The organism is Streptomyces sp. EDA2-14 (genome assembly GCF_054963755.1).
On sequence record NZ_JBUEGE010000012.1, the window covers coordinates 199,115 to 223,318 of the forward strand.

General features: G+C 71.0%; 22 protein-coding genes. 12 read left to right on the forward strand and 10 right to left on the reverse strand.

Annotation, left to right across the window (positions count from 1 at the left end; genetic code table 11):
• Positions 1–117: 117 nt before the first annotated feature.
• From ACY34M_RS26550 to ACY34M_RS26565, 4 genes are all read left to right on the forward strand, one after another.
• The gene (locus ACY34M_RS26550) at positions 118–1,317 is read left to right on the forward strand and encodes a 5-(carboxyamino)imidazole ribonucleotide synthase (protein WP_462721029.1); all 1,200 of its coding nucleotides are present in this window, start codon (positions 118–120) and stop codon (positions 1,315–1,317) included.
• Positions 1,314–1,859 carry a 5-(carboxyamino)imidazole ribonucleotide mutase gene (gene purE, locus ACY34M_RS26555; protein ID WP_462721030.1) on the forward strand — a complete coding sequence of 182 codons (546 nt, stop codon included), beginning with the start codon at positions 1,314–1,316 and terminating at the stop codon, positions 1,857–1,859. The genes ACY34M_RS26550 and purE overlap by 4 nt, the downstream gene beginning before the upstream one ends.
• A 5-nt stretch (positions 1,860–1,864) precedes the next feature.
• A complete protein-coding gene (locus ACY34M_RS26560; protein ID WP_462721031.1) occupies positions 1,865–3,052 on the forward strand; it encodes a dipeptidase in 1,188 nt (395 codons plus the stop codon).
• A gap of 135 nt (positions 3,053–3,187) precedes the next feature.
• On the forward strand, positions 3,188–4,327 hold the full coding sequence (locus ACY34M_RS26565) for a dipeptidase (RefSeq protein ID WP_462721032.1): 1,140 nt from the start codon (positions 3,188–3,190) through the stop codon (positions 4,325–4,327).
• 10 nt (positions 4,328–4,337) lie between these two features.
• Here ACY34M_RS26565 and ACY34M_RS26570 read toward each other — a convergent pair whose 3' ends face one another.
• Complete coding sequence (locus ACY34M_RS26570) at positions 4,338–4,700, reverse strand: VOC family protein (protein WP_462721033.1); 363 nt, start codon at positions 4,698–4,700, stop codon at positions 4,338–4,340.
• Positions 4,701–4,790: 90 nt separating this feature from the next.
• Here ACY34M_RS26570 and ACY34M_RS26575 point away from each other — a divergent pair, with 90 nt between their 5' ends.
• Entirely contained in the window at positions 4,791–5,294 is a 504-nt protein-coding gene (locus ACY34M_RS26575) for a CGNR zinc finger domain-containing protein (RefSeq protein WP_462721034.1), read from the forward strand.
• A gap of 15 nt (positions 5,295–5,309) precedes the next feature.
• Here the strand turns inward: ACY34M_RS26575 and ACY34M_RS26580 are convergent, their stop codons facing one another.
• Entirely contained in the window at positions 5,310–6,635 is a 1,326-nt protein-coding gene (locus tag ACY34M_RS26580; protein ID WP_462721035.1) for a UDP-glucose dehydrogenase family protein, read from the reverse strand.
• A 191-nt stretch (positions 6,636–6,826) separates the two neighbouring features.
• On the opposite strand from ACY34M_RS26580, the gene ACY34M_RS26585 reads away from it, so the two are divergent.
• The 3 genes from ACY34M_RS26585 (at position 6,827) to ACY34M_RS26595 (ending at position 8,591) form a co-directional block, all read left to right on the forward strand.
• Positions 6,827–7,987: an acyl-CoA dehydrogenase gene (locus ACY34M_RS26585; RefSeq protein WP_462721036.1), complete on the forward strand. Its 1,161-nt coding sequence runs from the start codon at positions 6,827–6,829 to the stop codon at positions 7,985–7,987.
• 109 nt (positions 7,988–8,096) lie between these two features.
• The gene (locus ACY34M_RS26590; RefSeq protein ID WP_462721037.1) at positions 8,097–8,285 is read left to right on the forward strand and encodes a hypothetical protein; all 189 of its coding nucleotides are present in this window, start codon (positions 8,097–8,099) and stop codon (positions 8,283–8,285) included.
• A gap of 6 nt (positions 8,286–8,291) precedes the next feature.
• On the forward strand, positions 8,292–8,591 hold the full coding sequence (locus tag ACY34M_RS26595) for a hypothetical protein (RefSeq protein ID WP_462721038.1): 300 nt from the start codon (positions 8,292–8,294) through the stop codon (positions 8,589–8,591).
• Between the two features lie 15 nt (positions 8,592–8,606).
• Here the strand turns inward: ACY34M_RS26595 and ACY34M_RS26600 are convergent, their stop codons facing one another.
• From ACY34M_RS26600 to ACY34M_RS26610, 3 genes are read right to left on the reverse strand one after another with little or no spacing between them, the layout of a single operon-like run.
• On the reverse strand, positions 8,607–9,344 hold the full coding sequence (locus ACY34M_RS26600) for an SAM-dependent methyltransferase (RefSeq protein ID WP_462721039.1): 738 nt from the start codon (positions 9,342–9,344) through the stop codon (positions 8,607–8,609).
• A gap of 12 nt (positions 9,345–9,356) precedes the next feature.
• Positions 9,357–10,100 (reverse strand): SDR family NAD(P)-dependent oxidoreductase, encoded by a 744-nt coding sequence (locus ACY34M_RS26605; protein ID WP_462721040.1) that lies wholly within the window; start codon positions 10,098–10,100, stop codon positions 9,357–9,359.
• A 19-nt stretch (positions 10,101–10,119) separates the two neighbouring features.
• On the reverse strand, positions 10,120–11,394 hold the full coding sequence (locus ACY34M_RS26610; protein WP_462721041.1) for an LCP family protein: 1,275 nt from the start codon (positions 11,392–11,394) through the stop codon (positions 10,120–10,122).
• A gap of 107 nt (positions 11,395–11,501) precedes the next feature.
• On the opposite strand from ACY34M_RS26610, the gene ACY34M_RS26615 reads away from it, so the two are divergent.
• The gene (locus ACY34M_RS26615; RefSeq protein ID WP_462721042.1) at positions 11,502–12,053 is read left to right on the forward strand and encodes an acyl-CoA thioesterase; all 552 of its coding nucleotides are present in this window, start codon (positions 11,502–11,504) and stop codon (positions 12,051–12,053) included.
• A gap of 105 nt (positions 12,054–12,158) precedes the next feature.
• On the opposite strand, the gene ACY34M_RS26620 is transcribed toward ACY34M_RS26615, so the two are convergent.
• Positions 12,159–13,631, reverse strand: coding sequence for an LCP family protein (locus tag ACY34M_RS26620; RefSeq protein ID WP_462721043.1), 1,473 nt, complete (start codon positions 13,629–13,631; stop codon positions 12,159–12,161).
• A gap of 124 nt (positions 13,632–13,755) precedes the next feature.
• On the opposite strand from ACY34M_RS26620, the gene ACY34M_RS26625 reads away from it, so the two are divergent.
• Positions 13,756–14,799 (forward strand): glycosyltransferase family 2 protein, encoded by a 1,044-nt coding sequence (locus ACY34M_RS26625; protein WP_462721044.1) that lies wholly within the window; start codon positions 13,756–13,758, stop codon positions 14,797–14,799.
• 58 nt (positions 14,800–14,857) lie between these two features.
• Here ACY34M_RS26625 and ACY34M_RS26630 read toward each other — a convergent pair whose 3' ends face one another.
• From ACY34M_RS26630 to ACY34M_RS26645, 4 genes are all read right to left on the reverse strand, one after another.
• A complete protein-coding gene (locus tag ACY34M_RS26630; RefSeq protein ID WP_462721045.1) occupies positions 14,858–16,615 on the reverse strand; it encodes an LCP family protein in 1,758 nt (585 codons plus the stop codon).
• A gap of 85 nt (positions 16,616–16,700) precedes the next feature.
• Complete coding sequence (locus ACY34M_RS26635; RefSeq protein WP_462721046.1) at positions 16,701–18,410, reverse strand: LCP family protein; 1,710 nt, start codon at positions 18,408–18,410, stop codon at positions 16,701–16,703.
• Between the two features lie 287 nt (positions 18,411–18,697).
• Positions 18,698–19,981 carry an LCP family protein gene (locus tag ACY34M_RS26640; RefSeq protein WP_462721047.1) on the reverse strand — a complete coding sequence of 428 codons (1,284 nt, stop codon included), beginning with the start codon at positions 19,979–19,981 and terminating at the stop codon, positions 18,698–18,700.
• Between the two features lie 87 nt (positions 19,982–20,068).
• Entirely contained in the window at positions 20,069–20,824 is a 756-nt protein-coding gene (locus tag ACY34M_RS26645; RefSeq protein WP_462721048.1) for a TIGR03089 family protein, read from the reverse strand.
• Between the two features lie 773 nt (positions 20,825–21,597).
• Between ACY34M_RS26645 and ACY34M_RS26650 the strand changes: the two genes are divergently transcribed.
• Entirely contained in the window at positions 21,598–22,902 is a 1,305-nt protein-coding gene (locus tag ACY34M_RS26650) for a peptidoglycan recognition protein family protein (RefSeq protein ID WP_462721049.1), read from the forward strand.
• Positions 22,903–22,993: 91 nt separating this feature from the next.
• Positions 22,994–24,076 carry a mannose-1-phosphate guanylyltransferase gene (gene manB / locus ACY34M_RS26655; protein ID WP_462721050.1) on the forward strand — a complete coding sequence of 361 codons (1,083 nt, stop codon included), beginning with the start codon at positions 22,994–22,996 and terminating at the stop codon, positions 24,074–24,076.
• The last annotated feature ends 128 nt before the right edge of the window (positions 24,077–24,204 follow it).

The window sequence follows — 24,204 nt, forward strand, 5'->3', positions numbered from 1 at the left end:
GATGGTCGCCTCAGCCCCCGTGGTGTCTGTGGTGTCCGACGTGTCGGGTCGGTCAGGTCAAGTCAGGTCAGGTCCGGTCACGACCGACCCAGCCATGCTAACCACGAGCCCTCCCGCATGCCCGTGCTCTGGAGGACGCCGTGCGGAGACCGGACACCTGGCCGATACCCTGTGGGTGTGACGTTCCCCGTAGTCGGCATGGTCGGCGGTGGACAGCTCGCTCGTATGACACACGAGGCAGGCATCCCGCTCGGCATCAGGTTCAAGCTCCTCAGTGACACTCCGCAGGATTCCGCGGCGCAGGTCGTCGGTGATGTCGTCGTAGGCGACTATCGCGACCTGGACACGCTGCGTGAGTTCGCGCGCGGTTGCGACGTGATCACCTTCGATCACGAGCACGTACCGACAGAGCATCTGCGGGCCCTGGAGGCGGACGGCATCCCCGTCCGTCCGGGGCCCGACGCGTTGCTGTACGCCCAGGACAAGGGCGAGATGCGCGCGAAGCTCACGTCGCTCGACGTGCCGTGCCCGCGCCACCGCATCGTGCGGGACCCGGCCGATGTGGTCGCGTTCGCCGAGGAGGGCGAGGGCTTCCCCGTCATCCTCAAGACGGTGCGCGGCGGCTACGACGGCAAGGGCGTGTGGTTCGTACGCTCCGAGGCCGACGCCGCGGACCCGTTCAAGGCGGGCGTGCCGGTCCTCGCGGAGGAGAAGGTCGACTTCGTACGGGAGCTGGCGGCCAACGTCGTGCGCTCCCCGCACGGCCAGGCCGTCGCCTACCCCGTCGTCGAGTCCCAGCAGGTCGACGGCGTCTGCGACACCGTGATCGCCCCGGCGCCCGAGCTCGACGAGGCCCTCGCGGGCGAGGCCCAGGAGCTGGCGCTGCGCGTCGCGCGCGAGCTCGGCGTCGTCGGCCACCTCGCGGTCGAGCTCTTCGAGACCCACGACGGCCGCATCCTGGTCAACGAACTGGCGATGCGCCCGCACAATTCCGGCCACTGGACGATGGACGGGGCGGTCACGTCCCAGTTCGCGAACCATGTGCGCGCCGTGCTCGACCTGCCCCTCGGCGACCCGCGCCCGCGCGCCCCGTGGACGGTCATGTGCAACGTCCTCGGCGGCGACTACCCGGACATGTACAGCGCGTACCTGCACTGCATGGCCCGCGACCCGCAGCTCAAGATCCACATGTACGGCAAGGACGTGAAGCCCGGCCGCAAGGTCGGTCACGTGAACACCTACGGCGACGACCTCGACGCCGTCCTCGACCGCGCCCGGCACGCCGCCGGATACCTGAGGGGCACGATCACCGAATGAGCACCAGCACGGCCAGCACGTCCCCCGTCGTCGGCATCGTCATGGGCTCGGACTCCGACTGGCCCGTCATGGAGGCCGCGGCCAAGGCCCTCGACGAGTTCGAGATCCCCTACGAGGTCGACGTCGTCTCCGCGCACCGGATGCCGCACGAGATGATCTCGTACGGGGAGCAGGCCGCCGGGCGCGGCCTCAAGGCGATCATCGCGGGCGCGGGCGGCGCGGCCCACCTGCCCGGCATGCTGGCGTCGGTGACGCCGCTGCCGGTGATCGGCGTGCCGGTCCCGCTGAAGTACCTCGACGGCATGGACAGCCTGCTGTCCATCGTGCAGATGCCGGCGGGCGTCCCGGTCGCGACGGTGTCGGTGGGCGGGGCGCGCAACGCGGGCCTGCTCGCCGCCCGCATGCTGGCCGCGCACGACGAGGAACTCCTCGGCCGTATGAAGGACTTCCAGCAGGAGCTGAACGACCAGGCCACCGAGAAGGGCAAGCGGCTGCGCGCCAAGGTCGAGGGCGCGGGCGGCGGCTTCGGCTTCGGGAAGTGACGGACATGACCACGTCGCTGGAGCAGGCCAGGGCGCTGCTCGCCGAGTTCCCCGTCGTCGACGGGCACAACGATCTGCCGTGGGCGCTGCGCGAGCAGGTCACGTACGACATCGACGCGCGGGACATCGCCGCCGACCAGAGCGCGCATCTGCACACCGACCTGGCCCGCCTGCGGGCCGGCGGGGTCGGCGCACAGTTCTGGTCCGTCTACGTCCGTACGGATCTCACGGGCGACGCGGCGGTCAGCGCCACGCTCGAACAGATCGACTGCGTCGACCAGTTGATCGCCCGGTACGCGGGTGAGCTGCGGGAGGCGCGGACGGCGGCCGACATGGAGGCGGCGCGCGCCGAGGGCCGTATCGCCTCGCTCAAGGGCGCCGAGGGCGGCCACTCCATCAACAACTCCCTCGCCACGCTGCGCGCGCTGTACGCGCTGGGCGTGCGCTACATGACGCTCACGCACAACGACAACATCGCGTGGGCGGACTCGGCGACGGACGAGCCCGGCGTCGGCGGCCTCTCCGCCTTCGGCCGCGAGGTCGTCCGGGAGATGAACCGGGAGGGCATGCTGGTCGACCTCTCGCACGTCGCGGCGACGACGATGCGGGCGGCGCTCGACGTCTCCGAAGCGCCCGTGATCTTCTCCCACTCCTCCTCCCGCGCGGTGTGCGACCATCCGCGCAACATCCCGGACGACGTGCTGGAGCGCCTGTCGGGGAACGGGGGAGTGGCCATGGCCACCTTCGTCCCCAAGTTCGTCCTCCAGGCGGCGGTGGACTGGACGGCCGCGGCCGACGACAACCTCCGCTCGCACGGCTACCACCACCTGGACACGTCCCCCGAGGCGATGAAGCTGCACCGCGCCTTCGAGGAGGCGCGGCCGCGTCCGGTCGCGACGGTCTCCACGGTGGCCGACCACCTCGACCACATGCGCGAGGTCGCGGGCGTCGACCACATCGGGATCGGCGGCGACTACGACGGCACGGCGTTCACACCGGACGGCCTGGACGACGTCTCCGGCTACCCGAACCTGATCGCGGAGCTGGCCGACCGGGGCTGGTCCCGCGCCGACCTCTCCAAGCTGACGTGGCACAACGCGGTCCGCGTCCTCGGCGACGCGGAATCGGTGGCGGCCGACCTCCAGTCCCGCCGGGGCCCGTCGAACGCGACGCTGTCCCAGCTGGACGGGTAGCGCTGGGCGGCGGGCCTGCCGACGTCACGCGACGACAGGCCCGCCCACCCGAACGGCACCGCTCGCCGAGACCCCGCTCGCGCGGCGTGCAACGGTGGTTCGAACGACTGTCCCATCGACGTCCGGAGCCCTGCCATGGCAGACCTACAGGACGAACTCAACGCCCCCGCCGAGGCAGGCGACCTGGAACCCACCAAGTCGGCCCCCGCCGAGGAGGACGATCCGGAAACTCCCATGCCCCGAGGCCCCGTCCCGGCCGCATCGGGCAACGCCGAACCCCTCGCACCCCCACCACCCCGCGACCTCCCGGCCCGCCACCCCGTCGCCGACGGCTACTGCGGTCTCCCGCAAGTGCTGCGCACCCTCCCCTGGTACGACCTCGAACTCGGTGAGAGCGCCGTGCAGGTCGATCTGCCGAGGCTGCGCGCAGGCGGCACCGGCGCCCAGCTGTGGGCACCGCACGTGGACCCGGACGCCCCGGTCACCTCGGTCCTGGAGCAGATCGACCTGATCAACCACGTCGTCGCCCGCCACCCGGAGGACTTCCGGCTCGCCCGCTCCGCCTCCGACACGGCGGACGCCCACGCCCACGGCCGTATCGCCGTCCTGATCGGCCCCGCCCCGGCCGCGGCGGTGGCGGACTCGCTCGGCACGCTGCGCTCGCTGCACGCCCTCGGCCTGCGCGCCCTCACGTTGAGCGGCACGACATGGACGTCGCAGGAGGACGGCCTGACCCGGTTCGGCGACGAGGTCGTCCGGGAGATGAACCGGCTCGGCATGCTCATCGACCTCACCGGCGCGTCGCCCGCCACCGCCACCCGCGTACTCGCCGTCTCCAAGGCCCCGGTCGTCCTGACCCGCTCCGGCGCCCACGCCCTGAACCGGCACCCGGACAACGCCCCGGACGAGCTCCTCGCCGGGCTGGGCGAGCGCAAGGGGCTGTGCCTGGTGCCGTGCTCCGCCGCCCGCACGGGCCCCGCCCTGCGCGACGTGGCCGACCACGTCGACCATGTGCGCCGCCTCGCCGGTCCCGAGTCGGTGGGCCTGTCCGGGACGTACGACACCGGGGACACGCACCCCGAGGGTCTCGCCGACGTCGCCGGCTACCCGGCCCTGGTCGCGGAGCTCAGGGACCGCGGCTGGCCGGATGCCGACCTCGCCCTGCTCACCTGGGGCAACGTCCAGCGGGTGCTGCGCAGCACGGAGTTCGTCTCCCGCGCCGCCCGGCACCGCCGCGTCCCGGCTGCGGCGGTCCCCGGACTCCAGGCCCCGTAGCCGACGTCCGTCAGCAGGCGCAGAGGCAGAACGGGTGCCCCGCAGGGTCCGCGTAGACCCGCCAGCTGCGGTCGCGGTCCTCGGCGTCGAGCACGGTGGCGCCGAGGGCGAGGACCTCCTTCTCCGACGCGTCGAGGTCCTCCGTGGTCAGGTCGAGGTGGAACTGCTGCGAGGCGTCCGGCGCGGGCCAGGAGGGCGCCTCGAACCCCGGCGCCTGCTGGAACGCGAGGCGGTGGCCGCCCGGCGCCTTCACGTCGACCCAGGACCCCTCGTCGCCGGTGATGCTGCCGCCGAGCACGGCCGCGTAGAACTCGGCCAGCTCGCGCGGCCGCGGACAGTCCAGGACGACGACTCCGAGTTGTGCGATGGGCATGATGCTGCCTCCTCGTGTTACCCCTAGACGGGGTCAACTGGTAACTCCGGCGTTACTGCATGCTTCCCTATTGGGGGTAACGTCGCAACCATGAATGCCCGCCAGACCGCCCCCGGCGGCCTCGCCCTGATCGAGGCCCTCGTGAACACGCTGCTCGACATCACGGCGGGCGAGGACGCGCTGGAGCGGGCCGAGGTGCGCGAGCGCTTCGGCATCGCGGGGGACGGACTGGAAGAGGCGCGCGAGCTGCGCGAGTCGCTGCGGGCCGCTTGTCTGGCCCACGCGGGGCATCCGCCGCACCGCGCCGTGACCCCGCTGGGCGAGCTGCTCGAACGGGCGCCGCTGAGGGTGGCGGTCGACACGCGGGACGGCGCGGCGAGCCTGGTCCCGGTGGACGGGGCATCGCTGGCAGGGCGGGTGGCCGCCGCCATCGCCGAGGCGCGCGGCGACGGCACCTGGGCGCGGCTCAAGGCCTGCGAGGCCGCCGACTGCCACTGGGCGTACTACGACCGGAGCCCCGCGGGCCGCGGTCGCTGGTGCGACATGGCGGTCTGCGGGGCCCGGGCGAAGATGCGGCGCTACCGCGCCAGGTAGTACCTCGGAGAAGGGCTACGCGTTCGGACGTCCCATCGCCCGGTACGTCCACCCGGCCTCCCGCCACAGCGAGCTGTCCAGCGCGTTGCGGCCGTCCAGGATCACCGGGTTCGCCGCGACCTTGCCCAGCTCGGTCGGGTCGAGCTCGCGGAACTCGCGCCACTCGGTGAGGTGCAGCACGATGTCCGCCCCGCGCACCGCCTCAAGGGCCGAGTCCGCGTAGCCGAGGGTCGGGAACAGGCGCCGCGCGTTCTCCATGCCCTTCGGGTCGTAGACGGTGACCTGGCCGCCCTGGAGGTGGATCTGCCCGGCGACGTTCAGCGCGGGGGAGTCCCGTACGTCGTCCGAGTCCGGCTTGAACGTGGCGCCGAGGACGGCCACCCGCTTGCCGAGGAACGCGCCGCCGCCGAGGGCCTCGCGGGCCATCTCGACCATCGCGCCGCGCCGCCGCATGTTGATGGAGTCGATCTCGCGCAGGAACGTCAGGGCCTGGTCCGCGCCCAGCTCGCCGGCGCGCGCCATGAACGCCCGGATGTCCTTCGGCAGGCAGCCGCCGCCGAAGCCGATCCCGGCCCGCAGGAACTTGTGCCCGATCCGCTCGTCGTGGCCGATGGCCTCGGCGAGCTTGGCGACGTCGCCGCCGCCGGCCTCGCAGACCTCGGCCATCGCGTTGATGAAGGAGATCTTCGTGGCGAGGAAGGAGTTCGCCGACGTCTTCACCAGCTCGGCCGTCGGGTAGTCCGTCACGATGAACGGCGTGCCCTCGGCGAGCGGCTTCGCGTACACCTCGCGCAGCAGCTTCTCGGCCCGCTCACTGGTCACGCCGACGACGATCCGGTCCGGGTGCAGCGTGTCCTTGACCGCGAAGCCCTCGCGCAGGAACTCCGGGTTCCACGCCAGCTCCGTGCCCTCGGGAAGGAGTTCGGTGAGCCGGTCCGCCGAGCCCACCGGCACGGTCGACTTGCCGACGACGAGCGCGCCGTCCTTGAGGTGCGGCGCGAGCGAGGCGAAGGCGGAGTCGACGTAGCTCATGTCGCAGCCGTACTCGCCGTGCTTCTGCGGAGTGTTCACGCACACGAAGTGCACGTCGCCGAAGTCCCCGGCCTCGGCCCAGTCCATCGTGAAGCGCAGTCGGCCGCTCGAACCCTCGAAGCCCGCGACGTGCCGGCGCAGGAGGTCCTCGAGGCCCGGCTCGTACATCGGGACCTCGCCCCGCGTGAGCATGTCGATCTTCTCGGGCACGACGTCCAGGCCGAGCACCTCGAAGCCGAGTTCGGCCATGGCCGCGGCGTGTGTCGCGCCGAGGTAGCCGGTGCCGATCACGGTGATCTTGAGGGCCATATCGCGGTGCTCCAGAGGTGTGGGTGCTTCGGGGCGCTGCCGAGCATAGCTGTGGCATGCGAAGGCGCCTCACCGGGCACTTTCCCGTTGTCGCATAGCTCACGTATCCGTGCCGTGGGCAGAGATCTAAGATTCGGGTTACTTAACGGTAATTAGCACTGGTAAGTGCGTGGCTTGGAGCGTGAGAGACCTTGGCCGGATCGGCTGACTTCGACCTGTACCGCCCGTCCGAGGAGCACGACATGCTCCGTGACACGATCCGTTCGCTGGCCGAGGCGAAGATCGCCCCGTTCGCCGCCGCGGTGGACGAGGAGGCGCGGTTCCCGCGCGAGGCCCTCGAGGCGCTCGTCGCCGCGGACCTGCACGCCGTGCACGTACCCGAGGAGTACGGCGGCGCGGGCGCCGACGCGCTCGCCACGGTCATCGTGATCGAGGAGGTGGCGCGCGTCTGCTGCTCGTCCTCCCTGATCCCGGCGGTGAACAAGCTGGGCTCCCTCCCCGTGATCCTCTCCGGCTCCGAGGAGCTGAAGAAGAAGTACATGGGCCCGCTGGCCAAGGGCGAGGGCATGTTCTCGTACTGCCTGAGCGAGCCGGACGCCGGTTCGGACGCGGCGGGCATGAAGACCCGCGCCGTGCGCGACGGCGACTCCTGGGTGCTCAACGGCGTGAAGCGCTGGATCACCAACGCCGGCGAGTCCGAGTACTACACGGTCATGGCGGTCACGGACCCCGAGAAGCGCTCGAAGGGCATCTCCGCCTTCGTCGTCGAGAAGTCCGACGAGGGCGTCTCCTTCGGCGCCCCGGAGAAGAAGCTCGGCATCAAGGGCTCGCCGACCCGCGAGGTCTACCTCGACAACGTCCGCATCCCCGCCGACCGCATGATCGGCGCCGAGGGCACCGGCTTCGCCACCGCGATGAAGACCCTCGACCACACCCGCATCACCATCGCCGCGCAGGCGCTCGGTGTCGCGCAGGGCGCCCTCGACTACGCCAAGGGCTACGTCCAGGAGCGCAAGCAGTTCGGCAAGCCGATCGGCGACTTCCAGGGCATCCAGTTCATGCTCGCGGACATGGCCATGAAGATCGAGGCCGCCCGCCAGCTGACCTACGCGGCCGCCGCCAAGTCGGAGCGCGGCGACAAGGACCTCACCTTCCAGGGCGCCGCCGCCAAGTGCTTCGCCTCGGACGTCGCCATGGAGGTCACCACGGACGCCGTCCAGCTGCTCGGCGGCTACGGCTACACCCGCGACTACCCGGTCGAGCGCATGATGCGCGACGCCAAGATCACCCAAATCTACGAGGGCACGAACCAGGTCCAGCGCATCGTGATGGCCAGGAACCTGCCGCAGTAGGGCTTGCGTGGTCCAGAACTGTTCAGCCCCCGGCACACCGCCGGGGGCTGCTTTCGTACGAGGATCGAGCGACGCAGTACAAGCCGGCGAGAGTGCCGAGCCGCCGGCCGTGGCCCACCTCGTGCAGGTCGACTCGCAGGTGCCGCAGCCCCCGGCCCGGCTGCGGCCGAACGCCTTCGACGGGTCACCGGGGCTGCTGACCCGCGCCGGGGAGATCGACGACCGGCTGTTCCGGCTCAACCCCGTGAACGCCCTGGTCCGCGGCGGCAAGGAGCGCGAGGCGATGCACGGTGACTGAGGGTCGTTGGCGGGTGCGCCCTCGTGCCGCTCAAGTTGGAGAACCCCTGCCACGTCCTCGTACCACCTGGTGCGGGTCGAGGGGCGGATCGCGCGGGGCGAGGTCGGTCCGCGTGCGGAACTGGCCTGGTCGCTGCCGCGTCAGGGCCTTGCCTGGGTGCGCGGTCGCAACGACATCAAGCACAACACCCACGAGCTGGGTTTCGCCGACGGCTCCTGGACGACCGTCCTGTTCACCAGCGACGGATCGCACGCCGTCGGCCGCACCTTCCCGCAGCGCCTCCCGTACAGCGCGCCCCGCCCGTAAGCCCGGGAGGGGGCGTCAGGGCAGCGTCCGCCGCAGGACCAGGCAGGCGAAGCCGAAGGAGTGGCGGTAGGTGCGGAGCCATTCCGTGCGGCGGGCGGCGACCAGGTCCAGGAGGTCGGCGCTGTCGGGGGAGTCCGGGTGGTCGAGAGCGTGGTTCGCCACGGAGCCGAGCCAGGACCATTCGTACGCGTCCAGCTCGTGCCGGGTGCTGAGGTGCGCCGCGACCGGCGTCCAGCCGGCCTCCGCGACCCGGTCGAGGGTGGTCGCCAGGTCGGCGAAGTCGCCGAGCATCTCCACCGCCGCGGGGGAGGGCTCGGCCTCCCAGTAGCCGTCGCCGATCAGGACCCGGCCGCCCGGCGTCAGGTGGGCACGGGCCGCGTCGAGCGTGGGCAGGAGGCCGCCGAAGGCGTGCGCGGCGCCGACGCTGAGCACCGTGTCGAAGGGCTCGTCCGGCGCGAAGTCCTCGGCCGCCTTGTGGTGCAGCGTGAGCCGGTCGCCCACACCCGCCGCCTCCGCCCGCTCGCGCGCCTCGGCCAGGGCGCCCTCGTCCAGGTCGATCCCCTCGGCCCGCAGACCGGGCCGGGCGGCGAGGGCGCGCAGCAGCCATTCGGCGGGGCCGCAGCCGAGGTCGAGGACGCGTTCGTCACCGCGCGGCAGGGCGTGGCGCAGCAGCTCGCGTACGGAGTCGTCGCCGAGCGGGGCCTTGATGGCGTGATCGGCATGGGCGATACGGGAGATCTCTTCGCGATGCACCGGCGCAGCGTGTCAGGAGCCGGGCCCCGCCGCATCACCTTTTCCGGCTTCCGGGAGGGCCGCGAGGTACCCGCCGTCCACGGGCAGGCAGACCCCGTTGACGTACGAGGACGAGGGTCCGGCCAGGAAGGCGACGACGTCGGCGATCTCCTCGGGGGAGCAGAGCCGGCCGAGCGGGTAGTCCGCCGCCGTGCGGGCGCGTGCGGCGGGCTCGCGCCAGCGGTGGGCGTTGCGCTCGACGGGGACGAAGCCCGGCTCGACGACGTTCGTGCGCACGCCCAGCGGCCCCCACTCGGTGGCCGCCGCGCGGGCCAGGGCGCCGAGCCCCGCCTTGGCGACGGCGTACGGGGCGCAGTCGGGCGCGGCGCCGTGCGCGTGCACCGAGCCGACGAGGACCACGGACGCGGGCCCCTCGCCCTTGCGCCGTACGAGTTCGGCGGCGGCCTGCCAGGCGGAGACGAGCCCGACGTCGAAGACCTTGTGCCACTGCGCCGGGGTCAACTCGCCGAGAGAAACGCGCAGTTCGTGCAGCAGCGCGTGTACGAGCACCGAGGGCGGTTCGGGCGCGGCGTCGAAGGCCCGCCCGACGGCCTCCGCGTCGGTGGCGTCACCCACCAACGCCGCGTGAGCACGGGGAAGTTGACGCACCGCCGGGCTCAGGTCGACCGCGACGACATGCGAACCGCCGGCGGCGAGCCGGGCCACGACAGCCCGGCCGACACCACCGGCGGCACCGAGAACGAGAGCGGATGCCATGAAGACATCCTGGCGTCGGTCAGTCGCTGGAGACCGTGACCTTCTCGTCGTTGTTGAACTGGTCGACGAGCTGCTTGACCTTGGCCTTGTCCCACAGCAGGTTGCCGCCGACGCTGCCGCTGGTCGGCATGTTCATCGACTTGCCGTCGCCGCCGTTCACGGACTTCATCGCGAGGAACATCTTGCCGAGCGAGTACAGGCTCATGTCCTTGTCGACGGTCAGCGAGTCCAGGCCCGCGCCCATCGTCGGGTACAGCGTGAACGGGTTCAGGACCGTCCCGGGCGAGGACACCTTGTGCGCGAGCGCCCCGAGGAACTGCTGCTGGTTCTTGGTGCGCTGCAGGTCGGACTGGGCGAAGGCGTGCCGGGTGCGGACGAAGGCGAGGGCCTGCTGGCCGTCCAGGGTCTGCTTGCCCTTCTGGAAGTCGGCCCCGGACCACTTGTCCTTGAAGCCCTCCTTCAGGTTCATCTCGACCCCGCCGACGGCGTCGACGATGCTCGCGAAGCCGCCGAAGCCGATCTCCGCGTAGTGGTCGATGTGCAGCCCTGTGTTGGACTCGACGGTGCGCACGAGCAGCGTCGGGCCGTCCTCCGCGTACGCGGCGTTCAGCTTCGTCTGGCGGCCGGTGGCCGGATACGTCTTGCCGGACTCGGCGCCCTTGTACGAGGGGATCTCGACGTTCGAGTCACGCGGCAGCGAGACGAGGGTGTCCCCGTTCGAGCCGACGTGCAGGATCATCATCGTGTCCGTGCGCTTGCCCTCGGCGGAGCCGGTGTGCAGCTTCTTCTTGTCCTCGGCGGACATGCCCTCACGGCTGTCGGTGCCGACGATCAGGTAGTTCGTGCCGTCCCCGGCCTCGGGCCGGTTGATGACCTTCGACAGGTCGACGTCGCGGTGCAGCTTGGAGTCGGCCCAGAAGTACGTGCCGACGCTCGCGACGACCACCACGACGACCACGGCCAGGACGGTCCGCTTGATGCGCCTGCCCCAGTTCGGGGGCCGCACCGGGCGGCCGGTCGGCGGCCCGTAGTCGCCGCCGTCGTCGAAGCCCGGACCGCGGCCGCGGCCCCGGCCGCTCGGCTGGCCGTAGACCTGGCCCGTGTTGTACCCGTCGTCGTACGACGGGTCGTACCCGCCACCGTCGTACGAGGGCGGCGGCTGCTGCGGGACGGGGCGCTGCACCTGCCGCATGACACGGGCGCCCTCCGGACGCGTGCTGCCGCTGCCGCGGCCGTATCCGCCGCGGCCCGCGCCGCCCTGCCTGTCGCTCCGCCCGTCGGGCCAATCATTCATGGGCTCAGTGTGCCGTGCGCGAATACGTGCCTTACAAGCCCTGAGGTGAAATCGCACCAGGGCTGTTGCAGAGCTAACACAATCGGCGCGCGCATAAGGTTGGTGGCATGACAGACCTGGCCCACGGCGCGGAATCGGATATTCCGGGCAAGCCGACTTCCGCTTCCCGCACGACGTTGTCGCACATCATGACGCACAACGACACCAATCTCCTCGGCACGGTGCACGGTGGCGTGATCATGAAATTGGTGGACGACGCGGCGGGCGCCGTGGCCGGCCGGCACTCGGGCGGACCTGCGGTGACGGCCTCGATGGACGAGATGGCGTTCCTGGAGCCGGTGCGCGTCGGCGACCTGGTGCACGTGAAGGCGCAGGTGAACTGGACGGGGCGCACGTCGATGGAGGTGGGCGTGCGGGTCCTCGCCGAGCGCTGGAACGAGTCGACCCCCGCCCAGCAGGTCGGCTCGGCCTATCTCGTCTTCGCCGCGGTCGACTCGGACGGCAAGCCCCGCACGGTCCCCCCGGTCGAACCGGAGACCGACCGCGACCGCCGCCGCTACCAGGAAGCCCAGATCCGCCGCCAGCACCGCCTGGCCCGCCGCCGCGCCATCAAGGAACTGCGGGCGCAATCAACCCATTCAAGCCCCGCCGGCGATTGAGGCGCGGGGCCCGGGGCGGAGCCCCGATCTTTCAAGCCCCTGCGGCGATTGAGCAGCGGGGTCCGGGGCAGAGCCCCGAGACCGCGACCCCGGACCCGCCCCACCTCACCCGCACACCACCTGATCCCCGGTAACCGCCCCGAACGACCCCGGATCCGCATCCTGCGCCCGCACCGCCCGCACTCCTTCGTAGTCCGCCCCGGCAACCACCTTCAGCAGCGGCCCCAGCCCGTCCACCGCCTTCATCTCCGCCCCCGGAAACGCCGCGGCGAGCGACTTCGCCGACCGGTCCCACCCGGGGTCGTACAGCACGGTCGTCCGCTTCTGGGTGCGGTCGTCCGCGTTGACCGGCGCCCCGGTCGTCCGGAACCCGGTCCCCTTCAGCGCGGAGTCGACCTTCTTGCCGAGGCCCGCGGTCATCGTCCCGTTCTCGACCTGGACGCGGATCTCCTTCGGTGAGACGTCGACCACGGCCGCCTTCTTCGCCTTCGGCCGGTGCGGAGCGAGCGGCTTGTCCTCACGCAGCGCCTTGAACAGCTCGGCGGACTTCCGGTCGTCCCACTTCACGGTCGAGCCGATGTTCGGCACGGGGTAGCTCATGTTCCCGATCGGCACGGTCGTGAACTCCGAGGACGATGGCGAGAAGTTCCGCATGGCCCGCGCCAGGTCCACCATCTCGTCCGTCCCGAACCCCTTGTCGGCGCGGACCGAGCTCAGCGCCGTACTGGCGACGTCGCGGAACCGGACCGGATTGAGCAGCACGCCCGACGACGTCGCCTTCGAGATCAGCGCGGCCATGAAGCGCTGCTGGCGCTGCATCCGGCCGAGGTCGCCCGCGCTGTCCATGTGCCGGGCCCGCACGTACTGCAGGGCCTGCCCGCCGTTCAGCCGGTGCGTGCCCGCGCTCAGGTCGAGCCCGGTGTAGGAGTCCTTGAGCGGGGTGTCCGTGCAGATGTCGACGCCGCCCAGCTCGTCGACCGTCTTCATGAAGCTGGTGAAGTCGACCTCCAGATAGTGGTCGAGCTTCACCTTCGTCATGTGTTCGACCGTGCGCAGCGTCAGCTGCGGCCCGCCCTCCGCGTACGCCGCGTTCAGCTTCACGGGGTGCTGGTGGTGCTTCTCCCCGCTGTTCTGGTCGGTGTGCGCGGGGATCTCCGCGTACGAGTCGCGGGGGAGCGAGACGACCGAGGCGCGCTCGTGGTTCGCCGAGATGTGCACGATCATCACGGTGTCCGTGCAGTGGCAGGGCGCGCCGCCGAGCTTGTACTTCCGGCGCTCCTCCTCGCTGATCTTGTCGCGGCCGTCGGTGCCGACGAGCAGCACGTTCATGCCGTCGCCCGCGGCGGGCCGGTTCTTCATGTCCTTGAAGGGGTCGATCCGGTGGATCCCGGAGCCGATTCCGGTGACGAGCGCGTGCCCGACGCCGGCGGCGGCGAGCACCGTGACCGAGAGCGCCGTCGCCACCCGCATGGCCCACCGGGAATTCTTCCTGAGTGGTGGACGACCGGGCCTGCGGGCCTGCCCGTGGGGGCGGGAAGGCCGTTGCGGACGGTCGGGGGAGCGGGGCGGCGTGGGCACCGGGGGACACCTCCGCGACTGTGGGCGTGGGACGCCAGCACAGTAGGCCCATACGATCTGCTGCCCACGGCAGCGACTCAGCGGCGCGCGCCCGTGTCCCCCATTAGCGGTAACGTGACCCGCGATGAACGCAACCGCCAACTCTGTCACGCAGCCCCCGGCCGTGTCCGTGATCATGCCCATCCTCAACGAGGAAAGGCATCTGCGGGAGGCCGTCGAGGCGATCCTGTCGCAGGAGTACGACGGCGAGATGGAGGTCGTGCTCGCCCTGGGCCCCTCCACCGACCGTACGGACGAGGTCGCCGCGCAGCTCGTCGCCGAGCACCCCAAGGTGTCCACGGTGCCGAACCCGACGGGCCGCACCCCCGCCGCCCTGAACGCCGCGATCAAGGCGTCCCGCCACCCGGTGATCGTCCGCGTGGACGGCCACGCCGCGCTGTCCGCCGGCTACATCGCCACCGCCGTCCGCCTCATCGAGGAGACCGGGGCGATGAACGTCGGCGGCATCATGCACGCGGAGGGCACCAACGCCTGGGAGCAGGCCGTCGCCGCCGCGATGACCTCGAAGATCGGCGTGGGCAACGCCGTCTTCCACACGGGCGGCGCCGCGCAGCAGGCCGAGACGGTCTACCTGGGCGTCTTCCGGCGCGAGGTCCTGGAGAAACTCGGCGGGTACAACGAGGAGTTCATCCGCGCCCAGGACTGGGAGCTGAACTTCCGGATCCGCGAGTCGGGCGGCCTCATCTGGTTCTCGCCCGACCTGAAGGTCGCCTACCGGCCCCGGCCGAGCGTCAGGGAGCTCGCCAAGCAGTACCGGAACTACGGCCGCTGGCGGCACGTCGTCGCCCGCTTCCACTCCGGCTCGATCAATCTGCGCTACCTCGCCCCGCCGACCGCCGTCTGCGCGATCGCGGCCGGTGTCGTGGTCGGTGTCGCGCTCACCCCGTGGGGCTTCGTGATCCCCGGCGGGTACCTCGCGTCGATCGTCGCGGGCTCGATCCCGGCGGGCAAGGGGCTGCCGCTGAAGGCGCGCGCCCAGATCCCCGTCGCGCTCGCCACGATGCACATGACGTGGGGCTGGGGCTTTCTGACCAGCCCGAAGTCGCTCGCCAAGAAGGTCATCGCCTCGCGCCGGCCGGCCGTCAGGCCGGAGCCCGCGGCCAACTGACCGTCACTTCACCTGTGGGGCGCGGGAGTTCACCTCCCGCGCCCTCGGCGTGTCCGCGCTACCAGGTGTAGCCCTGCTCCACCTGCATGCACTTCGAGTCGTCCGCGCCGTTCTGCGTCTGCTCCTTGTCCAGCGCCTTGCTCGGTTCCTCGCTCTTCGCCCCGTCGTCCCCGTCGCCCGCGGACTTCGGGTAGTCGGTGCCCGTCTTCCAGTCGGCGCCCACGATCAGCGTCACCCCGGACACGGACGTCGACTGCTGCACCGAACTCAGCGGAATCCCGAGGGACTTGGCGACCTCCTGGGCGTCGCCCTCCAGATCGGTGGACGGATAGCGGATCACCGTCCTGTCCTCGACGAGGGACTGCGCCTGGTCCGGGAGCGTCTGTGTGAAGCCCTTGGCGGTGAGGGCCTGTGCCACCTGCGCGGCCCGGCCTGGTGTCGCGGGCGTCGTGGCCGTCCGCGTCCCGTTGCGCACCTGCACGGCGATCTTGTCGTCGGCGGCGGCCGGATCGTCGGACTGCTCGTCCTGCGACGACTCCTCGTCGCCCCCGTCCTTCTTCGCCGTCTCCCCGGCCTTCTCCCCGTCCTTGTTCTTGTCCTTCTCCTCGTCCTTGCCGTCGAGCGCGACGTCGTCCCGGATCAGCTTCCACAGCGCGTCGGCGGCGTTCGCCTTCGGCACCACCCGCGCGCCCTCGTACACGAACGGCATCGTCGTCATCGTGATCCGGTCCGGCTCGGGCTGCTTCAGCTCGTTGCTCAGGTCGTACAGCTTCTTGACGGTGTCGAGGCCCTCGTCGACGCTGAGCGCGGTCGTCGCCTCCTCGGCGAGCGTGCGCAGCTTGCCCGGATGACTGAACGTCGCGTTCTTGCGCAGCTCGCGCACCATCGCGCTCATGTACATGTGCTGCGCCTTGGCGCGCGCGATGTCGCTGCCGTCCTCGAAGCCGTGCCGGGTGCGCAGCCACTGCAGGGCCTGCTCGCCCTTGACGTACGTCGTGCCCTTCTTCAGCTTCAGGCCCGAGCCCTCGCCCGTGCTGTTGCGGGAGAGGACGTTGGCGTCGACGCAGACCGGCACGCCGCCGACCGCGTCAGCCATCGACACCACACCGGAGAAGTCGACCATCATGTAGTGGTCGATGTGGATGCCGGTCAGCTGCTCCCAGGTGGCGACCGTGCAGCCGGGGCCGCCGCGGGCCAGCGAGGAGTTGACCATCTGCCGGGAGACCGTCGCCTCGTACACCTTGCCGGAGTCCGGGTCGGTGCACTTGGGCAGCGGGGTCAGGGTGTCGCGCGGCATGCTCACCACGGACATGTTGCTGCGGTCGGCCGACAGGTGCAGCAGCATCTGTACGTCGGCCAGCGGGGCGGAGCCGACGCTCTGCTTGTGCCCGCCGAGCTTCAGGTTCTCCTTGGTGTTCCGGCTGTCGGAGCCGATCAGGAGGATGTTCAGCGGCCGCTGGCCCGCCGCGTTCGGCGTCGGCTCGGGCACCTTGTGCTCGCCGAGGTTGAGCTTGCCGGTCTGGAGATTGCCGTTGAGATGCCGGTAGTAGAGATAGCCGGCGCCGGCCGTGCCGAGGATCAGGAACGCGAGGACGCCCACACCCCAGCGGAGTATCCGGCGTCTGCGGCGGCGCGGGCGGCCCCCCGCACGCCGCTGGCCGCGGGCCGTGCGGCCCCGGCTGTCCGCGTCACGGCCCGCGGTGTCCTCGTCCTCGTACGGACCCTCGTCCCACGCCCGGTCGGCCGCCGACCGGCCCGGTGGTGCGCTCCGCTCCGCGGGCCGTGTGCGCTCCCCGCGCACGGTGCCTCGCCCCATGTCCTCCCCGCCCTCCCCGCCAGGTGACAGCGGCTCGACCGCCCTCTGTCACTTGGTTAGACAGTCAACAGGCGGCCGAGGTTGGTCACTTGGCGCACACAGCCTTGTCCGCTGTTGTCTTGTCGACGTCCGGCGCCTTCGCCGAAGCTCCGTCGATGGGTGTCCCCGCACCCTTGAAGTCACCGCCGAGGATGAGAGTCATCGCCGGCAGCCCCTGATCGTTGGTCTCGCTCTTGCCTTCCTTCAGCGCGGACGCCGGAAGGCCCATGATGTCCGCGAGTCGCCGGGCCTGATCGGCCTGGTCCGGCGCGTACTCGAGGCTCGTCTTCGCCTGATTCGGCTTGTTGCCCATCTGGCTCGACTTCAGTACGCCCTCAGTGTTCTGCAGTTCCGTGAGAGTTTCCTGAGCGGCGCCCGTCCTGCCACTGCCGTTGTAGATGTTGACGCGGACCTCGGAGGCGGCGGACTTGGGGCCCTTGAGCTTCGCCTCCTGCTTCTCCTTCTGCTTCTTCTTCGTCGCGGTGAGGGACACGTCGTTCTTGATCGCGTTGAAGACCGGCGGCCCGGCCGTCGGATTCACGACGACGGTCACGGGCGTCGGCTCCGCCGGGTTGTCGATCACGGGCACCGTGGTGAACGACAGGTTCTTCGGCGGCACCTTCCTGATCTCAAGGGCCAGGTCCTTGAGGCTGTTCAGGCTGCCGATGCCCTTGTCGACGGTGAGCGCCTTCGTCGCCGCCTCGGCGAGGTTCGTCAGCTTGCGCGGGTTGGTGAGCGTGTCGCTCGAACTCATCTTGCGGGCCAGGGAACCGAGGAACTGCTGCTGCACCTTGATCCGGTCCAGGTCGCCCTGGTTGCCGAAGCTGTGCCGGGTACGCAGGAAGGCCAGCGCCTGCTCGCCCTGCAGATTGTGCGTGCCCGCCGTCAACTTGAGGTGCGAGTCCGGGTCGTTGACGTCCTTGGCGACACAGACGTTGACGCCGCCCACGGCACTGGACAGCGTCTTCACCGCGTTGAAGTCCGCCATCATGAAGTGGTCGACGGTAATGCCCGTGACCGCCTTGACGGTCTTCATGACGCACCCGGCGTCGCGGTCGGACTGCCCGAGGCTGGTGTTGAAGCGGCTGTTCGGCGTGCCCTTGATGGTCTTGAGCGAGCCGTCCTTCTGCTTCACCTGGCAGTCCGGCACGTCCACGACGAGGTCGCGCGGAATGCTCAACGCGGTCGCGTTCGTACGGTCCTTGGAGACGTGCAGCAGCACGTTGGTGTCGGCGTGGCCGACGCTGCCCTTGTCGCCGTAGCCCTCGTTGCCCTTGCCGGTGCGCTTGTCGGTGCCCATGACGAGGATGTTGATCGCCTCGTCCTTGGCGAAGCCGTCCTTGGCGCCGACCACGTCCTGCGACGTGATGTTGCCGTTGAGGTGCTCCCAGTACCAGTAGCCGACGCCGGCGCCCACCAGGACGACCATGGCCATGCCGCCGGACGTCCAGAGCAGGATCTTCTTGGCCTTCGACTTCTTCTTCGGCCGCGAGCGCCGCCGGCCGGAGCCCTGGTCCTGCGCGGGCTGCGGGCTGCGGCGTCTGCGCTGCGGAGGAACGTCGCGGCGGCCGGAGCCGCCCGAGCCGCCCGTGTCGCGCCGACCCGCACCACGCGGGGCGGCGCGACGGGGGCCGGGCACCGACGACTGCCCAGAGGAAGGAGTCAGTCGCAGTTCGTAGTCGCCGGTTTGGGGGTTGAGCACCCACTGGTCAGCGGGGTCGATGTTCTCCGCCCGTCCACGGCCTTGCGCGTCCACGGTTGTCTGTGTCCTCCGTCGGGGGCCACGCGGCGCCCCACCCCCCTCAAAGCGGGCGCCCGGTCAAGTCGGTCAGTAGTGCGCGACCGGCTCGCAAGCATGGCCGGGTGCACCGGATCGCTCACACTATCCGCCCAGTTCAGCGTCAAGCGAGGACGGTGACAAATTCCACTCCCATACAACTGGGCAATCCGGACCATTTCTTTGAACCTGTGAGTCAGCTGATGACTTGCGCTTTACCCGGGGGCGGTTGAGGCGCCGTCGGACGGTCCGGTCTCGGCCGAATCTCAGTCGCAGGCGGCCTGCCCGGCGGTGTTCCCGCGGAAGGTGGGGGCGGGGGAGGCGCCGGGGCCCGCATGCCCGCTCTTGGAGTCGTCGTACGCCCCGTATTCGCCATACGTACCCGATTCGTCATACGTACCGGATTCGCTCGACCCGTCGGATTCGCCTTCTGTGCCGTATTCGTCCTGTGCGCCGTACTGCTCGTCCGCGGACGGCTGTTCGGCGACCTTCACGGGCGTGTCCTTGCGCAGCTGCGTGAACAGCCGCTCGGCCGCCGGCTGCACGAGCTGATCGCGATTGGCGTTGTAGACGTACGACTCGCGGGGCACGGTCAGGAACCGGACGCGCTCGACAGGGATGCCCCGCATGCCGCGCACCAGGTCGTAGAGCCCGCGCAGGCTCGCGAGTCCGGGGTCCGTGGTCAGCGAGGAGGTGGCGGCGTCGAGCACGGGATAGAGGCGGGTCGGGTTCAGCAGCACCCCGCTGCTCTGCACCTTCTCGACGAGCGCGCCGAGGAACCGCTGCTGACGGTCCATCCGGTCGGTGTCGCTGCCGTTGCCGAGGCTCTTGCGGGCGCGTACGTAGCCCAGGGCCTGCTCGCCGTTCAGGTGGTGGGTGCCCGCGGCGAGCCGCACATGCGCGTCGTCGTCGTCGATCGGCCGCTCCAGGCAGACCGTGACGCCGCCGACGGCGTTCACCATGTCCTTGAAGCCGTCGAAGTCCACGACCATGTGGTGGTCGACCCGGACTCCGGTCATCTTCTCGACCGTACGGATCGTGCAGGCCGAACCGCCGACCTCGAAGGCGTAGTTGAACATCGCGAACATCGCGTCGTGCTTGGAGCCGTCCCGCGACCGGCAGGACGGCACGTCGGTCATCAGGTCGCGCGGGAACGAGACGGCCGTCGCGCTCTTCCGGTCCGCCGCGATGTGCAGCAGGATCGTGGTGTCGGAGCGCTGCGTGCCGTCGTTGCGGCCGTACTTCCCGTTCTTGCCCGCCCGCGAGTCGGAGCCGATGAGCAGCAGGTTCTGCGCGCCCTCCGCGAGCACGGTGGGCCGCTCCTTCTCGTAGCGCTTGAGTTCGGCGGCGGTGTCCGTGTCCTCGGTGATGTTCCCGTTGAGCCGGCTGTACGCGACCCAGCCGACGCCGCCCGCCACGAGCACCAGGAACGCCGCGCAGATCGCCGAGTACCGCAGCCATCGCCTGCGCCGCCGCGTGCGCCCGGCGCCGGTGGGCGAGGAGCCATGGGCCTGCCCGGGTTCCGGGGGCGTGGCAGCGGAGTCGGTCACGTACAGGTCCCCCTCATGGAAACGTAGGCGTCCCTACGACCATGGACCCCGCCGCGCGAACGGGCCGGGGGAGCTGAGCCGAACGGGCTAGCGGGCCGTCGCCGTGACGCGCTCGCTCTCCACGCGCTTGGCGAGGGCCGCCTCGTCGAGCCGGTCCAGGTTGCGGCACAGGACGACGGAGCCGCCGGTGGCCAGCGGCGCGTAGAGGCCCGCGGCGAGCCCGTGCCAGGTGTCGTACGGCAGCCCGGACAGCAGCCGCGAACCGGGGCCGGTGAGGCCGAGCCCGGTGGCGTCGGCCGTGGCCTTCTCCACGACTTCCGCGCCCGTCCACTCGGCGCCCGCGACGACGAGCGCGGGCTCGTCCGCGTCGACGGGGGCGAAGGGGGCGAACACGTCGCCCTGGCCCGGTACTTCGACGGCGTAGTCGAGGAAGCCCTCGGGCGGCTGCGGGAACCGTCCGCCGAGCGGCCGCAGCGCGAGCGCGATCCGCTCGCCGGAGCAGGCGCGCGCCGCGTCGAGCGTGTCGGGGCCGCTGACCGCGACGTCGGCGGCGGCCGGGTCCCCGCCCACGTCGGCGACGACGCCGACGGACGAGCAGGCCAGCAGCCACACCGCGGTCTGCCAGTGGGCGGGCAGCGACAGCGCGACGCGGTCGCCGGGCTCGGCGTTCAGCTCGCCCTGCAGCAGGTTGGCGGTCTTGGACACCCAGTTCGCGAGCGTGGCGACGGACAGCTCCACGCGCTCCCCGGTCGCGTCGTCGTAGAACGTGACGAGCGGCCGCCCCGGATCGGCGACGAGAGCGGCCTGCAGAAGTCCGGCGGGAGTACGCGCAACATCATTCACACCCGCCAGCCTACGCACCGTGGCTGCCCCCCCGGGCCCCTGGTCGCCCACCCGACTTCGGGCAATCCGCCGCCAGAATCAGCTTCCCACCCGAGACGGCCGCCCGCCCCCTCGCCTCCGGTGCCGCCTTTCGCTTTGGGCGATCTGCCGCCGGAATCGGCTTCCCGCCGGAGGCGGCCGCCTGCCCCCTCGCGTCCGGTGCCGCCGTCGCCGTCCGGTATCGCCTTTCGCCTTGGGCGATCCGCCGCCTGAATCGGCTTCCCACCGGAGGCGGCTGCCCGCCCCCTCGCCGTCCGGTGCCGCCTTTCGCCTTGGGCGATTTGCCGCCAGAGACGGCTTCCCACCCGAGACGGCCGCCTGCCCCCTCGCGTCCGGTGCCGCCGTCGCCGTCCGGTGCCGCCTTTCGCCTTGGGCGATTTGCCGCCAGAGACGGCTTCCCACCCGAGACGGCCGCCCGCCGCCTCGCCTCCGGTGCCGCCGTCGCCCTCCGGTATCGCCTTTCGCCTTGGGCGATCTGCCGCCTGAATCGGCTTCCTACCGGAGGCGGCCGACCCCCGCCTCGCGTCCGGTGCCGTCGTCGCCGTCCGGTGCCGCCTTTCGCCTTGGGCAATCTGCCGCCTTGGGCGGCAGGGTGGGCAAGGCGGCGCCCGGTGCGGCGCGACGATGACGACGGGCGCCGACCCCGGTACGGCCCCAAGAACCCCGGTGCCGCGCAACACCCGTATGACACGCCCCAATGGCCGACCCCCACGGATCCGCCCACGATCGTGCGCATGCGTGGATTCCTTGCTTCATCGATCGGCGTCACCTGCGCGGCCGCCCTGGCCCTCCCGCTCACCCTGCCCACCGCCTCACACGCCGCGCCGCCCCCGACGCGCGAAGCGATCCCCGGCAGCACCCAGTCCCTCCCCCTCGACCCCCCGGCCGACGGCACGTCGACCCGCGCCGCCGGCGCACCCCGCGAACAGGGCCTCACACGCCGCGAGGTGCGCCCGTTCTCCCTGGTCGGCGTCGTCTGGGACGACCCGGCCGCCCAACTCCACGGCCACGTACAAGTACGTACGCGCACCACAGGCACCACCCGCTGGTCCACCTGGCAGGACGTGGAGACCCACAGCGACGACGCCCCCGACCTGAACACCCCGGAACGCGCCTCGGGCCACCTGCACGGCGCGACCGCCCCGCTCTGGGTCGGCGACAGCGACGGCGTGGAGGTCCGCGTCAAGGCGGACGAGCCCACCGACTCCACGGACACCGGCGCCACCACTCACACCCACACCCGCGCCGCCGGGCCGACCACCCTCCCCAAGGGCCTCCGCGTCGAACTCGTCGACCCCGGCGACGACCCCCAAGAGGGATCCCGCGCCGAAGGCGCCAACGCCGGTGTCATCCCCGCCCTCGACAAGAAGCAGACGGAGGACGAGCTGATCGAGGCCCGCGGCGGCACACAGGCCGCGGCCGGCTCCCGCCCGTTCATCGGCCCCCGCCCGCGCATCATCACGCGCAAGGGCTGGGGCGCCAACGAGAAACTGCGGGAACGCAAGCTCGGCTACACCAAAACCGTCAAGGCGGCCTTCGTCCACCACAGTGCTTCCGGCAACAACTACCGCTGCTCGCAAGCCCCTTCCGTCATCCGCAGTATCTACCGCTACCACGTCAAGAGCAGCGGCTGGCGCGACATCGGCTACAACTTCCTCGTCGACAAGTGCGGAAACATCTACGAAGGCCGGGCCGGTGGCGTCACCAAGCCCGTCATGGGCGCACACACCCTCGGCTTCAACACCAACAGCACGGGTATCGCGGTTCTGGGCTCGTACAGCAGCTCCAACCCGCCCTCCGCGGCCGTCAAGGCCATCGCGCGGCTCACGGCCTGGAAGCTCGGTCTCTACGGCGCGAATCCCCGCGGAACGACATATCTGAAGTCGGGCGGTGGCAATCTGTACCGCAAGGGAAAGAATGTACGACTCAAGGTGATCTCCGGGCACAGGGACGGTTTCGCAACCGAATGTCCGGGACGCCGTCTCTACAACAAGCTCGGCAGTGCCCGCACCAGCTCCGCCCACCTACAGGGCCGCTGACGCCGGCCGGCCTGGGCGCCTCGCACGGTCTGCATACACTGGCCGGCCGAAAGACAGTTCGGCCGGCCCCAGCAGGAAGCAGAGACGACAGGTGACAGAAGCGATCCTCCTGGTCGGCGGCAAGGGCACCCGACTCCGGCCGCTCACGGTGAACACGCCGAAACCCATGGTCCCGGCGGCCGGTGTGCCGTTTCTCACCCATCAGCTCGCGCGTGCGAAGGCGGCGGGCGTCGACCACATCGTCCTGGCCACCTCGTACCTGGCCGAGGTCTTCGAGCCGTACTTCGGCGACGGCTCACGGCTCGGCCTCCACCTCGAGTACGTCACCGAGGTCGAACCCCTCGGCACCGGCGGCGCCATCCGCAACGTCGCCTCGCGCCTGCGCTCAGGACCCGACGAGCCGGTCCTGATCTTCAACGGGGACATCCTCACGGGCCTGGACATCAAGGCGCTCGTCCACGAGCACGAGACGTCGGGCGCGGACGTCTCCCTCCACCTGTCGCGGGTCGACGACCCACGCGCGTACGGACTGGTCCCGACGGACGAAACGGGCCGGGTGACGGCCTTCCTGGAGAAGCCCCAGACCCCCGAAGAGATCGTCACGGACCAGATCAACGCGGGCGCGTACGTCTTCCGCCGCTCGGTGATCGACACGATCCCGACGGGGCGCCCGGTCTCGGTGGAACGCGAGACGTTCCCGGACCTCCTGGCCTCCGGCGCCCACCTCCAGGGCATGGTCGACTCGACCTACTGGCTGGACCTCGGCACCCCGCAGGCCTTCGTCCGCGGCTCCGCCGACCTGGTCATGGGCCGCGCCCCGTCGCCCGCCGTCCCCGGCCGCCGCGGCGACCGCCTGGTCCTGCCGACGGCCAGGGTCGCCCCGGACGCGAAGCTGACCGAGGGCACGGTGGTGGGCGAGGGCGCGACGGTGGGCGAGGGCGCCCGCGTCTCCGGCTCCGCGATCCTGCCCGACGCGGTGATCGAACCGGGCGCGGTGATCACGGACTCCCTGGTCGGCACCGGCGCCCGCGTAGGCGCCCGTACGACCCTCAAGGACGCGGTGATCGGCGACGGCGCCCACGTGGGCGCGGACAACGAACTCCAGGCAGGCGTACGCGTGTGGTGCGACACAACCGTCCCCCCAGCCACAATCCGCTTCTCGTCGGACCAGTGACGTAATCCAAGCCCCTGCGGCGCTTGAGCAGCGGGGCCCGGGGCAGAGCCCCGCAACCGCAACGTCGGTCCCGCCATCAAGCCCCTGCGGCGATTGAGCAGCGGGGTCCGGGGCGGAGCCCCGAGACG

Coding starts and splice junctions, on each gene's coding strand:
- ACY34M_RS26550 (WP_462721029.1), top strand. CDS start 118: ATGCCCGTGCTCTGGAGGACGCCGTGCGGAGACCGGACACCTGGCCGA.
- purE (WP_462721030.1), top strand. CDS start 1,314: ATGAGCACCAGCACGGCCAGCACGTCCCCCGTCGTCGGCATCGTCATG.
- ACY34M_RS26560 (WP_462721031.1), top strand. CDS start 1,865: ATGACCACGTCGCTGGAGCAGGCCAGGGCGCTGCTCGCCGAGTTCCCC.
- ACY34M_RS26565 (WP_462721032.1), top strand. CDS start 3,188: ATGGCAGACCTACAGGACGAACTCAACGCCCCCGCCGAGGCAGGCGAC.
- ACY34M_RS26570 (WP_462721033.1), bottom strand. CDS start 4,700: ATGCCCATCGCACAACTCGGAGTCGTCGTCCTGGACTGTCCGCGGCCG.
- ACY34M_RS26575 (WP_462721034.1), top strand. CDS start 4,791: ATGAATGCCCGCCAGACCGCCCCCGGCGGCCTCGCCCTGATCGAGGCC.
- ACY34M_RS26580 (WP_462721035.1), bottom strand. CDS start 6,635: ATGGCCCTCAAGATCACCGTGATCGGCACCGGCTACCTCGGCGCGACA.
- ACY34M_RS26605 (WP_462721040.1), bottom strand. CDS start 10,100: ATGGCATCCGCTCTCGTTCTCGGTGCCGCCGGTGGTGTCGGCCGGGCT.
- ACY34M_RS26610 (WP_462721041.1), bottom strand. CDS start 11,394: ATGAATGATTGGCCCGACGGGCGGAGCGACAGGCAGGGCGGCGCGGGC.
- ACY34M_RS26615 (WP_462721042.1), top strand. CDS start 11,502: ATGACAGACCTGGCCCACGGCGCGGAATCGGATATTCCGGGCAAGCCG.
- ACY34M_RS26625 (WP_462721044.1), top strand. CDS start 13,756: ATGAACGCAACCGCCAACTCTGTCACGCAGCCCCCGGCCGTGTCCGTG.
- ACY34M_RS26630 (WP_462721045.1), bottom strand. CDS start 16,615: ATGGGGCGAGGCACCGTGCGCGGGGAGCGCACACGGCCCGCGGAGCGG.
- ACY34M_RS26650 (WP_462721049.1), top strand. CDS start 21,598: ATGCGTGGATTCCTTGCTTCATCGATCGGCGTCACCTGCGCGGCCGCC.